Raw genomic sequence first — 13590 nt, 5'->3', positions numbered from 1 at the left:
CAATAGATTTAACAAAATAGTAACAAGGATTTCACACTTTGTCAAGGAAAAGCACCCAATATCTGGTGTTTTTATGAATAATTTTGCAACAGCCTCACAGGTCAATCACATTTGTTTATGAAGCCACCCAAGCGCTTCTCCTAGCCCCCCTTCTTGGTCTACAATTCCCTCTTTCACCGCCTCTGCACCATACAACACACTGCCTACATCCGATGCCATATCTCCTTTTGTGAGCATCAATTCTTCAAAGCGTTTGGGCGTTATTTCACAATGTCTGGTGACAAATTCCACGATTCTATCTTGCAATCTCTGGAAATACTGATAGGTTTGCGGTGCGGCAATCACTGTGCCACTCATCCGGACAGGGTGAATGGTCATGGCGGCAGATGGCACTGCAAAACTGCGGTCTGTCGCCACTGCCAAGGGCACACCGATGGAGTGACTCCCCCCTAAAATTAAAGACACCGTAGGCTTTTTCATAGACGCAACCAACTCTGCAATGGCCAGTCCTGCTTCGATGTCACCGCCAACTGTGTTGAGTAAAAATATAATCCCATCCACCTCACAAGACTGTTCAAGCTTCACCAGCATGGGGAGCATATGCTCATATTTGGTGGTTTTCACCCGCTCCCCTGCGGCGTTATGCCCTTCAATTTGCCCCACAATGGTGATGCAACACACGTTGCCATGGTCTGTTTTGGTAATTACCGACCCAAAGTCTACAATGGGCTGGACTTTATCTTCCTTTTGAGATGGCTCTTGGTTTTGCTGCTCTTGTGTCATATTGATGCCCTCCTACGTTTTTTCTAGTTTGTTCCAAAAATTAAAAAATACACACCTTTTCTTTTTTGGAAAACTGTGGTACAATTAACACACTAAAGCGTAAGGAGTAGAAACAAGCATGGAAACAAAGCGCATTGTAGTGAAGGTGGGTACCTCTACCCTCACCCATTCTTCTGGGGCTGTGAGCCTAAGAAATATGGATTATTTGGTAAAAGTATTGGCTGATTTGCACGGTGCAGGTCACCAAGTTATTTTAGTTTCCTCTGGTGCCATCGCTGTTGGCACCGCCAAACTGGGGCTGTCAGAACGCCCTACTGAATTAAGAATGAAGCAAGCCGCCGCTGCTGTAGGCCAATGCGGCATGATGCACATTTACGATAAATTCTTTGGAGAATATAACTGCGGCACGGCGCAAATTCTCCTAACTGGTGACGATATTGACACCCCGAGCGCGCACATCACTTGAGCCAAACCTTTGAAGCTTTGCTGGAAATGGGGGTCATCCCCGTGGTCAACGAAAACGACTCCGTGTCCTCTGCCGAAATCGAAACCGGTCACCACAAAGTACTAGGCGACAACGACACGTTGTCTGCCTTAGTGGCCAAGCTGTGCCACGCAGATTTGCTGGTACTTCTTAGTGACATTGACGGTCTCTACACTGCCAACCCCCATACCAATCCCGATGCTGTGCTGTTGCACACCGTGGAGGAACTGACCCCAGAAATCTTCCATATGGCTGGCGGTGCTGGCAGTTGGCGTGGCACAGGTGGTATGACCACCAAGCTAAGCGCCGCGCAAGTGGCTATGGAAGCCGGCTGTGACATGGTGATTACCAACGGAGACAACATGGAAAACCTATACGATATCGCAGAAGGCAAGAACGTAGGCACACGGTTCCTTGCCAAAGGAGGACGCTGATATGACCCCATTACAACAACAAGGGCGGTTATCTAAACTCGCCAGCCGTACCCTCTCCACTGCTACTCCAGCCCAAAAAAACGATGCCTTGGAATCCATCGCCGCAACATTGTGGCAAGCGCGTCAACAATGGCTGGATGCCAATGCTCTCGACCTGCAAGCTGCCCATGAAGCTGAGATGCGTGCATCTCTGGTGGACAGATTAACGCTCAATGAAGACAGAATCCACAACATTGTGGAAGCCGTCAGACAAGTTGCCGCTTTGCCCGACCCCATCGGCCGTGTCCACTCTATGGAGACCCGTCCCAATGGACTGGTCATTGGTCGAAAATCTGTGCCTTTGGGTGTCATTGGCATCATTTTTGAGGCTCGTCCCAACGTGACAGTAGACGGTGCAGTGCTGTGCCTCAAGTCTGGCAACACCGTGATTTTACGTGGTGGCAAAGAAGCCATTCACTCCAACCGCACCGCCGCCACACTCATGCGCCAAGCCATTGCCCAAGTGGGGTTGGACGAAAATGCCATCCAGTTGGTACAAGATACCAGCCGCGAATCCGCCAATGAGCTGATGCACATGAACGACTATTTGGACGTACTCATCCCCCGCGGTGGGGCTGGATTAATCCGCACCGTGTCTCAAACTGCAAGCGTGCCTGTGATTCGCACTGGCGAAGGCGTGTGCCATATTTATATTGACAAAGACGCTGAGCTCACTATGGGTGCCCAAATTCTCACCAATGCCAAATGCTCCCGTCCTTCTGTGTGCAATGCGGCAGAGTGTGTGCTGGTGCACCAAGATGTGGCGGCTGATTTCTTAGCAAAAGCCATTCCCATGCTAGATGAATACAACGTGACCCTCCGCTGTGATGCAGAATCCCTCGCCATCATCGGCTCCCGTGGCGAAGCCGCCACCGATGAAGATTGGGACAGTGAATATGGTGATTATACGCTGGCTGTAAAGGTGGTTTCCTGTACACAAGAAGCCATGGATTTCATCGCTGACCATGGCTCAGGACACTCAGAAGCCATCGTCACCAGCAACTATTTCACCGCCCAAACCTTCTTAGAGCAAGTGGATGCGGCAGCAGTCTACGTCAATGCCTCCACCCGCTTCACCGATGGTGGTGAGTTTGGTCTAGGCGCTGAAATCGGCATCTCCACCCAAAAACTACACGCCCGTGGCCCCATGGGTTTAGAAGAATTGACTTCTAGCAAATTCATCATTTACGGACAAGGACAAATCCGATAACACATTTAAGGAGAACTTCTCATGACTACATTTGGTTCTATCGGCACTGGCAATATGGGTGGCGCTTTGGCCCAAGCTTTATGCACTTCCATTGATCCCAAAACCCTGTATCTCACCGACCATATCTCAGCATTATCTGAAGCTTTGGCTGAAAAATTAGGCGCCAATGCCACCACCTCTTCTGACATAGCCCAAAACTGTGATTATATTTTATTGGGTGTCAAGCCCCAATACATGGCTGGAATGCTCAACGAAATCTCTCCTATTTTAGCCGCACGCACCACACCTTTTGTACTGGTTTCCATGGCTGGCGGTGTCACTTTGGCACAACTTGAAACCATGACAGGCGGTCACGGGTATCCCATCATCCGTATCATGCCCAACACCCCCTGCTCCATCGGCAAAGGCGCCATTATGTACCATCCCAATAGTGCCATCACTCCAGAACAATTGGATGGTTTCCTCAACGCCTTCCAAGGGGCAGGCATGTTGACCCCCATTGCCGAAAATCTCATCAACGCTGGCACCGCCGTCTCTGGCTGTGGCCCTGCATATGTAGACTTATTCATCGAAGCACTGGCTGATGGCGGCGTCAGCTGCGGTCTATCTCGCAAACAAGCCATGGACTTGGCTTGCGCCACCCTCATCGGCTCTGCCCAACTCATCATTGACAGTGGTCGCCACCCTGGGGACTTGAAAGATGCGGTCTGCTCCCCTGCTGGTAGTACCATTCAAGGTGTCCGTGCTCTAGAAGCTGGTGGCTTCCGCTCCACCGTCATAGAGGCCGTCATTGCCGCCTGCAATATGATGGAAGGCAAATAACCCCTTCCAAGAAAGGACGCTTGTATGTTTAGGTCGATGCGACGAAGCGAAAAAGAACTCCCCAAAGACCAAGTCATCGCCATGCTCAACACCGCCACCAACGGTGTTTTGGCTATCTCTGGCGATGATGGCTATCCCTATGCCGTCCCCATGAGCTTTGCATATGTGGATGGTAAGCTCTATTTTCACAGCACCACTGGCACCAGCCATAAATTGGATGGCATCGCCAACAATCCCAAGGTGTCTTTTTGCGTGGTCACCCAAGACAACATCCTTCCTGCTGAATTTAACACCCATTTCAAAAGCGCCATCGCCTTTGGCACGGCACGCGTGTTAACCGATGAGCAAGAAATTATGAATGGTATCATGGCCATTGCCCAAAAATATTCTGCCGCCCATATGGAAAAAGGCAAAGAATACGCTCAAAAGGCCAAAGATGCGTTCTGTGTCGTGGAAATCACCATCGACCATCTCACCGGTAAAATCGGCAAATAATTCTTGAAATCAACAAAAAGGAACCCTATGGACGTATCCATAGGGTTCTATTTTATTGATTTTATAGACTCAATGCACAGGCAAAGCTTCCTCAGAATGCACTTGCTGTTCCAGCCGTTCCTTTGCCACGGCCAGCATCAGCTTGATGCGGTTTTCTTGGTTGACACGGGTGGCGCTAGGGTCATAGTCAATGGGGGTGATATTGGCATGGGGATACAGCGCACGAATGCTGTTGATCATCCCTTTGCCACAGATATGGTTTGGCAGACAGCCAAAAGGCTGGGCGCAAACGATATTTTCATACCCATGTTGCACCAGCTCCACCATCTCTGCCGTGAGAAGCCAGCCCTCCCCCATTTTATTGCCGCGACTGATGATACCTTCACAGCATTCTTGCAACTTAGAAAAGGGCAACGGTGCGTGGTAGCCATTATCTTTCAACGACTGAATGAGCACCTTTTCTGTGCTCTCCAAATACCAAAGCACCACTTTCGCACCATATTGGGTCAGCAGAGAACCTCCGTATAATTCCGCAGTTTTCCCGATATTATACACTGCATATTGCCCAAAACCCATCAGCCCTGGCAGGTTGACTTCACAGTCTTGACTTTCTAAAAACTTCTCCAAATCATTGTTGCCAAGGGGCGAATATTTCACATAAATTTCACCCACCACACCCACTTTGACCTTGGGTGTCACCTTTTTAGGAATCAACGCAAAATCATGGGCAATTTTCGGCATAACACGTTTCACTTCACGGGCTTTAAAGCCAACATTGTGGCGCAATTGATGCTGTAATGTTTCCGTCCATTGGTTGAGCAAGCGATCAGCATCCCCTGCTTGTAGCTCATATGGCTTGGTTTGGGCACGGAGGGTGGCCAACAGGTCACCATAATACACCGCTGCCAAAAACTTGCGCCAGAAATCAATATTTCCTGAAATACCACTGTCTTTTTCCAGCCCTGAAAAGTTTAAACTTGCCACAGGCACTTGCCCAAAGCCAGCATTTTCCAACGCTTTGCGTAACAAATGAATATAATTGGACGCACGACACCCGCCCCCTGTTTGGGTGAGGAGCAACGCTGTGTGATCTAAGTCATACGCCCCTGTTTGCAGGGCGTCAATAAACTGACCAATCACCAATAACGCAGGATAGCAAGTATCATTGTGGACATACTTAAGCCCTAACTCTGACACTTGAGAGCCACAGTTGCCCAACAGCTCCACCATGTAGCCTTGCTCTTCCATCGCCGCCAAAACCAGTTGAAACTGAATGGGCGCCATAGAAGGCACTAATATACGGTGGGTTTTTTTCATTTCTGGTGTAAACTTGGGATAGGACATAGCTTGTTCTCCTTACCTATGGTCGCGTTCATCTAAGGCAGCGAAGAGACTGCGCAAACGGATATTCACGGCACCTAAATTGGTAATTTCATCGATTTTAAGCTGGGTGTAAAGGCGATTCCCTTTATGGAGTATATCACGGGTTTCATCGCTGGTGATGGCATCTAAGCCGCAGCCAAACGATACCATTTGCACCAAATCCACACCCTCATGGTCACAGCAATACTGGGCGGCGGCATAGAGTCGTGCATGGTACGTCCATTGGTTTAACACCGACGTTTCCACTGGCCCCACCAAATGGCTAATACCATCTTCAGACACCACTGTGGCACCCAATTGGGTCAACAACGTGTCAATGCCGTGGTTCACTTCCCCATCCATATGATAGGGACGACCAGCCAACACAATCACACGGCGCCCTTCCGCCTTGGCCTCAGCCATCAGCGTCTCACCCTTTTGCCGAATGGTCTCCATATGGGTTGCATATTGAGCATAGGCCGCCTTGGCGGCACGTTCCACTTCCCCACGACCCAAATCACGGAAGGTGACCTTCAAAATCTCATAGATTTTCTTGGGGAACATCTTGTGGTTGTGTAAGCCCACATGATCGTATATAAAAGGAATGCGCTCTAGTTCTGGACAGTTACCAGCAATCACTTCAGGATAATAGGCCACCACAGGGCAGTTGTAATGGTTACTGCCAGCCCCTTCATCCATGTTGTAGCTCATACAGGGATAGAAAATCGCATCTAATTTCATACGACTCAGCGCCTTGATATGCCCGTGCACCAGCTTGGCTGGGAAGCACACCGTATCACTGGGAATGGTACCTTGTCCGTCTAAAAACAGCTTGCGGCTAGAAGGTGGACTGTGGTACACCGCAAACCCCAATTGGGTGAAAAAGGTGTGCCAAAAGGGATAGAGTTCATATAGGTTTAACGCCATGGGAATGCCGATTTTACCACGGGCACCCTCCTGTGGCTTATATTGACGCAAAAGTTGATGCTTGTACGCGTACAAATTGCGATCGGTGGCTTGAACTTTCCCAGTGACGGGGCGTTCACAGCGGTTACCGCTGATGAGCTGACCTCCATCACCAAAGGTATTCACCGTCAGTTGGCAATGGTTCCCACAGAGCTGACAAACTTTGCTCTCGGTTTCTTGGGTGAAATCCTCTAGCCCTTGGGCAGACAACACCGTACTTTTCTTGCCAGTTTTCGCCCTATTGCGCCCATACAATGCCGCGCCAAAGGCACCCATCAGCCCCGCAATATCAGGTCGAATGACTTCCACACCCATCTCCTGCTCAAAAGCTCGGAGGACGGCTTCATTATAAAATGTACCACCTTGCACCACAATCCGACGCCCCAGCTGTTCAGGACTACTGGCACGAATGACCTTGTACAACGCGTTTTTCACCACACTGATAGACAGCCCTGCGGAAATATTCTCCACACTGGCACCATCTTTTTGGGCTTGCTTCACACTGGAGTTCATAAACACCGTGCAACGGCTTCCCAAATCTACAGGACAGTCGGCAAAACGACCCAATTTAGAAAATTCCTCTACCCCATACCCTAAGGCTTGGGCAAAGGTTTGCAAAAAGCTACCGCACCCAGAAGAACAGGCTTCATTCAAGAAAATATCTGCAACGGCACCATCACGAATGCGGAAGCACTTCATATCTTGACCGCCAATGTCGATGATAAAGTCTACATCAGGCAAGAAATGACGCGCTGCTTGGAAGTGAGCCACTGTTTCCACCACGCCATAATCCCCGTGAAAGGCGGCTTTCGCCAAAGCTTCCCCGTAACCAGTAGTGGTCAGGGAGGCAATTTCCAAGGTAGGGCAGGTTTGATATAAACCTTGCAACATTTCACGCATCAAAGGCACTGGATTCCCTAGATTAGGACGATAATCCGTCACCAAAACCTTGGCATTTTCGTCCATTGCCACCAATTTCACCGTGGTGGAGCCAGAGTCAATGCCCACATGGATAGCGCCAGTAAACTGGGCATCAAATGGTCGTCGTTCCACCTTGGCAAGGCTATGACGATAGACAAATTCATCGTACTCTGTTTCATTTTTAAATAACGGGGGTTGAGAGCGATAGGTGGCGGTGGCGCCTTCTTCCATCATATGTTGGGCTACCGCCAATAAGTCCAGTTCTTCATCAGCACAAAAGGCCGCGCCCAATGCCACAAAATATAAGCTATTGTCTGGGCAAGTGCCTGTCACATTTAAGGCTTGGTCAAAAGCTTTGCGGAGATTTTGAGAAAAGGTCAATGGCCCTCCCAAATACAGCACATTGCCCACGATGGGACGCCCTTGTGCCAGACCGCCAATGGTTTGATTCACCACCGCATGATAGATGCTGCTGGCAATGTCCGCCACCTTGGCCCCTTGGTTAATCAACGGTTGGATGTCACTTTTGGCAAAAACGCCACAACGGGAGGCAATGGTGTAGTTTTTTTCACCTTGAGACGCCACGCCATCCATGTCTTCCGTACGCAACTTTAACAACGTTGCCATTTGGTCAATGAAGGCTCCTGTGCCGCCAGCACAACTCCCATTCATCCGCACTTCTGTACCGTTGGTTAAAAACAAAATCTTAGCATCTTCCCCACCTAGTTCAATGATGGCATCGGTACCGGGGGTCAAACGCTCAGCAGCAATGCGGGTGGCAAACACTTCTTGGGCAAAATGAACGTGGCTACTGTCAGCCAAGCCCATGCCAGCAGAACCAGAAATGGCAAGTTGCGCCACACCGCCAGAAATATAGTTTTCTGTCACATAGTGAAGCAATTCCACAGTTTTCTCTCGAATTCGACTGAAATGACGTTCATATGTATGATATATTAAGTTTGAATTTTCATCTAAGACCACGCATTTAATGGTGGTAGAGCCAATATCTAAGCCAACTCTCAAGGTGACTTACCTCCTGATTCTTGCGAAAACGACAAAATATCGCTATTCTTATTTTACAGCAAAACCCACAATTTTGCAATACACTTTTCCAACATTCAACAAAATTCCTTCACAAATTTTATTCACTTCCTTTTTGCCCATTACTGTGGTATACTGTAAAAAATGACATTTTGAGAGGAAATACCCTATGAATACCGTTTTATTGCATACCTGTTGTGCGCCATGTTCCCTTTCTTGCATTGAACCTTTGCGAGCCGAAGGCATTGAACCTGTGGCTTTTTGGTATAACCCCAACATTCATCCTTGGACAGAATACAAGGCGCGGCGAGATTGTTTGCTGGAATTTGCCCCCACCATCGGCTTAGATATTCGTGTACAAGAAGACTACGGACTCCGTTCTTTTGTAGAATCCGTGGGGCAAAACATCGACAATCGCTGTCAGTATTGCTATGCTGTGCGCCTTGCTGAAACTGCCAAATACGCCGCCAATCACGGGTTTGAAGCCTTTACCACCACCTTGCTCTCCAGCCTTTACCAAGACCATGAGGCCATCACCGCCTTGGGGTACAAATTGGCACAGCAACATGGCATTCAATTCTACTACCGTGATTTCCGCTCCAATTTCCGTGCTGGCAACCAAAAGGCCAAAGACGATGGCTTTTACATTCAAAAATATTGCGGTTGCATCTTCTCTGAAGCTGACCGCTACGATAAAAAAATCCAAAAAGACAAAATCCGCTTCGCCCCACAGGAGGAACCCAATGGATAACACGGCTCTGCGCCAACTGGCGCAACAACACCCTAGTTTCTATCTCTATGACCAAGCCGCCATTGTGTCGGCCATCGCCACTTTAAAAACCAACTTTCCCACGGTAGACTTTCTCTATTCCGCCAAAACCAATCCCCATGACAAGGTGGTAGAAACCATTGCCACCCAAGGCTTTGGCATCGATGCCGCCAGCGTGGCAGAGGTGATGCTAGGGGTGCAAAACGGCGTACCCAAGGAAAAAATCCAATTCTCCGCACCCGGAAAAACCATGGAAAACCTAGCCGACACCGTTGACCATGCCATCATCATTGCCGATAGCTTTCACGAACTTGACCAGCTGCATCAATTGGCGCAAGAACGCAACACCGTGCTAAACATTGGCATCCGCATCAATCCTAATTTTGGATTTGATGGCGGTGCATCCTGCTCCAAATTCGGCATTGACCAAGATCAGCTCTTTGCCCAGTTGCCTACCCTGCTTCAACAGGAGCATCTGAACATTGTGGGCTTGCATTGTCACCTACGAAGCCAATCTTTAGATGTAGACTTACTGCATCAATACCACAAAAATCTGCTAGCTTTGGCGCTGGAGTTCCAAACCGCACTGGGGCATCCCCTCCAATTTTTAAACATGGGCTCTGGCATCGGCATCCCATATGGCACCACTGACACAGAGGTGGATGTAGCCGCATTGGGTGCCGTCACAACCGCCGCCTTGACCGCCCTACAATCTGCCTTACCACAAACCAAATTCTACATAGAAACAGGACGCTATGTGGTGGGCAAAGCTGGGGTATACGTCACCCGCGTGCTAGACAAAAAAGTGTCACACGGCACCACCATGATTATCCTTTGCAACACCTTAAATGGCTTTATCCGCCCTAGCATCGAGCAAATGGTCACGGGTTATACCACCCAAGATAGCCCTCACAACAGCGAACCACTGTTCACCTCCAAAGGCGCCTTCCAATTCACTGCCCTCACTGATTCCATCACATTTGAAACCGTGACATTGATGGGAAACCTTTGCACAGCAATGGATGTAATGGCAAAAAACTTAACACTACCAACACTGGAAATCGGGGATAGCGTCATGGTCAACAATGCTGGTAGCTATGCCGCTGTCCTGTCTCCCGTACAATTTTCTTCCCAACAAAAGCCAGTGGAACTGTTTTTAACCAGCCACGGGCAAATACTCACCCCATTTCATTAACACAAGAGAGAGAACTATGATTTCATATATCCGCCGATTTATATACACCACGGTTTTGGTGCTTCTATCTCTCACCTCCGTTTGCGCCACAGACATAGACTCGGAGCTTGCGTTGGATGTGCCCTATGCCGTCCTTCTGGATGCCACTTCTGGTGAGGTGCTCTTTTCACAAAACGCCTACCAACGCACCTATCCTGCCTCTACCACCAAAATCATGACAGGGTTACTGGTGGTGGAAGCTGTCGAGTCTGGCTTGTTGACCCAAGCACAACTCATTACCTGCACCGAAGCAGCATTCAATGGCATGGTGGAAGACGGTTCCACCCAAAACATCGTCACTGGCGAAGCGTTGAGTGTAGATGATTTACTCCACTGCTTGCTAATGTCTTCTGCCAATGAAGCCGCCAATATCTTAGCCATTGCCGTGGCTGGGGATGAAGCCTCCTTTGTGGCCTTGATGAACCAACGGGCCACAGAACTCGGCTGTATCGACACCCATTTTATCAATGCCCATGGTCTTCATAATGATGACCATTATACCACTGCCTATGACATTGGCCTGCTCTTACAAGAAGCCATGACCCACCCCCTATTTGCCCAAATTGCCGCTACCTCAACCTACACCACCGCCGCCACTGAGTATGCCCAAGCTCGTACGCTCCACAACTCCAACGCGTTGATTTCCGACAACTATGCCAGCGGATATTTATACGAGCAAGCCATCGGCGGTAAAACTGGCTACACCAAAATGGCAGGTCGCTGCCTAGCTACCATGGCGCAAGAGGACGACTCTGTTTGGATTAGCGTGGTCATGGGTGGCGAAAATCTCACCCAAGCCGATGGCTCCGTAGACTATCAGCAATTTTCCCAATCCATCGCCTTGTTAGACTGGGGGTTTTCCCAATTTCAAACTGTCACCCTCTCCCCATCTACCGCCTCCGTGACCAGTCAATTGGTTAACGGCGGAGATGCAGAGTCAGTCGCTGTCACCCTAATCGGTGACATCACCGCTACCCTCCCCACAGGTGTCACCTTTGATGACTTCACCTTAGACCTCACCTTGAATCAAGAAACCATTGAGGCACCTGTATCCGCTGGTCAACTGCTGGGCACCTGTTCCGTTTCCTATGAAGGCACTTTGTATGGGCAACTGGATTTACAAGCCGTGGAAGCGGTTTCTATCCCTGAACCAGAGCCTACACCGTCTAGCCCGTCTAGCCCATTTACTCCTGCTGTCATGGTGGTCATGGGATTGATTATCCTCTGCGCCAGCGCTTTAATCTGGCTCCATAGACCAAAACCAGTGGTTGCCTCCAGACGACGATATTCTCGTTATAAATAAAAGACAGGCGGATTCGTATGCGATTACGAATCCGCCTGTCTTTTATTTATTATTTAATCGAAAATGAATTGGATGTTCCCATCCACGCCACCTGCAAAACCATCTACCACAGCGGCATCGGTATATTGCCAATAGTCCATTTGGTAATAGAACGCAGGATAGTTAATCCCAGAGCTAGAGGTGGGATACACATAAGCTGGATGCCAGAAGCCATATTCATTGAGCTGAGACAAATCATATTTGATATAGCCCACATAGGTGCTAAAGTACACGCAAGCTTCATAGCCAGCGGCTTCAATGCGCTGGCAGAAGGCCACGGCGGCGGCGGTGGCAATGGCAGGGTCAAGGCCATACACACGGTAAGAGCTGTCTTTCATTTCCCAGTCCAAAGACACAGGGCCTGTCAGCTCACGACCATCTAAAAGTTCTAACACAAAGTCAGCCTCTTCAATGGCTTCATCCACGCTGATGGCTTGAGAGAAGATATACACCCCTGTGTCAATACCTGCGGCTAAAGAGCCATCGATGTTTTGAGCATAATATTCATCTGCATAGAGCAAGCCACTAGAGGTGCCACGCAAACCAATGCGAATGAAGGAAAAATCCACTCCATCGGCGGCAGCCGCTTCCCAGTCGATATCATAATCGCCAGTGGCATAGCCGTTGGTGCGATTTTGATAGGCGGAGACATCCACCCCAAAGCGCGCTTGCGCTACATCGTCTCCCGTGTAGGCCAAACGGTTGCGGTCTGGGTCTTCCCATTCAAAGGCGGAACTATCTAGTTCATTCACATCTACGCCGTCCCACACGGCAATTTTACCACCATTGTACATAATGTAATCGCCAGTGGTGCCAGCAGATTCACCGGGGATAAATTCGAAGGCATCGTCTTCCCCTTCGGCATAATCCTCTTCTTCAATGTCTTCATACACCAACACACGGATGGTCACGTCGCTGAAATTGCGCAATTCCCCTTCCACGGTCACGTTGGTCAAGGTAACGCTTTCCACCACACCAGGTGCCACAATCACGTCCCCAGCAATGGTGCAATCCTTGATAGACACACCACCTGTGCTCAACAACACCGTGCCGTCCACATCCTCGGTGTATGTACCGCTGTCTTGAATGACCGTGTCAATCATGTTGTTTAAAATATTTAACATTTCTGCACGGGTGATGGGGTCACGGGGGCGGAAGTTGCCATCTTCGCTGTCAGTGATATAGCCACGGATTTCCATAGCTGCCACTGAATCCAGCGCATACGATGCAAAATCAGCCTTATCATCATAAGAAACCACCGAACCATAGGTGTTTTCAATGTCAAAGGCACGGGCAATCATCACCACCGCCTCTTGACGGGTGATGGTTGCACTTGGCATGGACAAGCCTTGATCACCCAGCATGACCCCAGCGGCATTGAGCTTTAAAATATCGGTTGCCCAGAAGCTATCGGCAATGTCTGTGAAGGTGCTGGCTGGGGACGCAGTTTGATAATTCAAAAACCGATTTAAAATCCCAGCAAAGGCACCACGGGTGATGGAGTCATCAGGGCGGAAGGTTTCATCTTCATACCCTTGGATGATTTGATAGTCCTCACTCCATTTTTCAATCACCTCTTGTGCCCAATGACCTTCCACATCGGTGAAAGCATTGGCGCTGGGCATCAACAACAAGGCACTCAACGCGCCTATGGTTAGCATTTTGGATACTTTTTTCAGTTGCATACG

10 protein-coding genes and 1 pseudogene are annotated in these 13590 nt (G+C 49.2%); 7 read left to right on the top strand and 4 right to left on the bottom strand.

What is annotated here, in order from left to right; genetic code table 11:
• Positions 1–105: 105 nt before the first annotated feature.
• Positions 106–783: a ClpP family protease gene (locus RFF05_RS01005; RefSeq protein WP_409968595.1), complete on the bottom strand. Its 678-nt coding sequence runs from the start codon at positions 781–783 to the stop codon at positions 106–108.
• A 118-nt stretch (positions 784–901) separates the two neighbouring features.
• Here RFF05_RS01005 and proB point away from each other — a divergent pair.
• From proB to RFF05_RS00985, 4 genes and pseudogenes are all read left to right on the top strand, one after another.
• Positions 902–1701: pseudogene (proB, locus tag RFF05_RS01000) on the top strand (glutamate 5-kinase).
• Between the two features lies 1 nt (position 1702).
• Positions 1703–2950, top strand: coding sequence for a glutamate-5-semialdehyde dehydrogenase (locus RFF05_RS00995; RefSeq protein WP_409968594.1), 1248 nt, complete (start codon positions 1703–1705; stop codon positions 2948–2950).
• A 21-nt stretch (positions 2951–2971) separates the two neighbouring features.
• The gene (gene proC, locus RFF05_RS00990) at positions 2972–3772 is read left to right on the top strand and encodes a pyrroline-5-carboxylate reductase (protein ID WP_409968593.1); all 801 of its coding nucleotides are present in this window, start codon (positions 2972–2974) and stop codon (positions 3770–3772) included.
• Positions 3773–3796: 24 nt separating this feature from the next.
• Positions 3797–4267 (top strand): pyridoxamine 5'-phosphate oxidase family protein, encoded by a 471-nt coding sequence (locus tag RFF05_RS00985; RefSeq protein WP_409968592.1) that lies wholly within the window; start codon positions 3797–3799, stop codon positions 4265–4267.
• 69 nt (positions 4268–4336) lie between these two features.
• On the opposite strand, the gene RFF05_RS00980 is transcribed toward RFF05_RS00985, so the two are convergent.
• Complete coding sequence (locus tag RFF05_RS00980) at positions 4337–5611, bottom strand: 2-hydroxyglutaryl-CoA dehydratase (RefSeq protein ID WP_409968591.1); 1275 nt, start codon at positions 5609–5611, stop codon at positions 4337–4339.
• Between the two features lie 12 nt (positions 5612–5623).
• A complete protein-coding gene (locus RFF05_RS00975) occupies positions 5624–8539 on the bottom strand; it encodes an acyl-CoA dehydratase activase (RefSeq protein ID WP_409968590.1) in 2916 nt (971 codons plus the stop codon).
• 187 nt (positions 8540–8726) lie between these two features.
• Here RFF05_RS00975 and RFF05_RS00970 point away from each other — a divergent pair, with 187 nt between their 5' ends.
• From RFF05_RS00970 to RFF05_RS00960, 3 genes are read left to right on the top strand one after another with little or no spacing between them, the layout of a single operon-like run.
• Positions 8727–9308, top strand: a complete 582-nt coding sequence (locus RFF05_RS00970) for an epoxyqueuosine reductase QueH (protein WP_409968589.1) — start codon at positions 8727–8729, stop codon at positions 9306–9308.
• Positions 9301–10521: a hypothetical protein gene (locus RFF05_RS00965; protein ID WP_409968588.1), complete on the top strand. Its 1221-nt coding sequence runs from the start codon at positions 9301–9303 to the stop codon at positions 10519–10521. Before RFF05_RS00970 ends, RFF05_RS00965 begins: the two co-directional genes overlap by 8 nt.
• A 16-nt stretch (positions 10522–10537) precedes the next feature.
• Positions 10538–11863 (top strand): D-alanyl-D-alanine carboxypeptidase family protein, encoded by a 1326-nt coding sequence (locus RFF05_RS00960; RefSeq protein WP_409968587.1) that lies wholly within the window; start codon positions 10538–10540, stop codon positions 11861–11863.
• A gap of 53 nt (positions 11864–11916) precedes the next feature.
• Here the strand turns inward: RFF05_RS00960 and RFF05_RS00955 are convergent, their stop codons facing one another.
• Positions 11917–13587: an S-layer homology domain-containing protein gene (locus RFF05_RS00955; protein ID WP_409968586.1), complete on the bottom strand. Its 1671-nt coding sequence runs from the start codon at positions 13585–13587 to the stop codon at positions 11917–11919.
• Positions 13588–13590 lie beyond the last annotated feature (3 nt).

The sequence above is a fragment of the Bengtsoniella intestinalis genome (assembly GCF_039719005.1).
GTDB lineage: Bacteria > Bacillota > Clostridia > Oscillospirales > Oscillospiraceae > Oscillibacter > Oscillibacter intestinalis.
The sequence above is the reverse complement of the archived record's forward strand: the minus strand, read 5'-3'. Positions and strand labels throughout refer to the sequence as shown.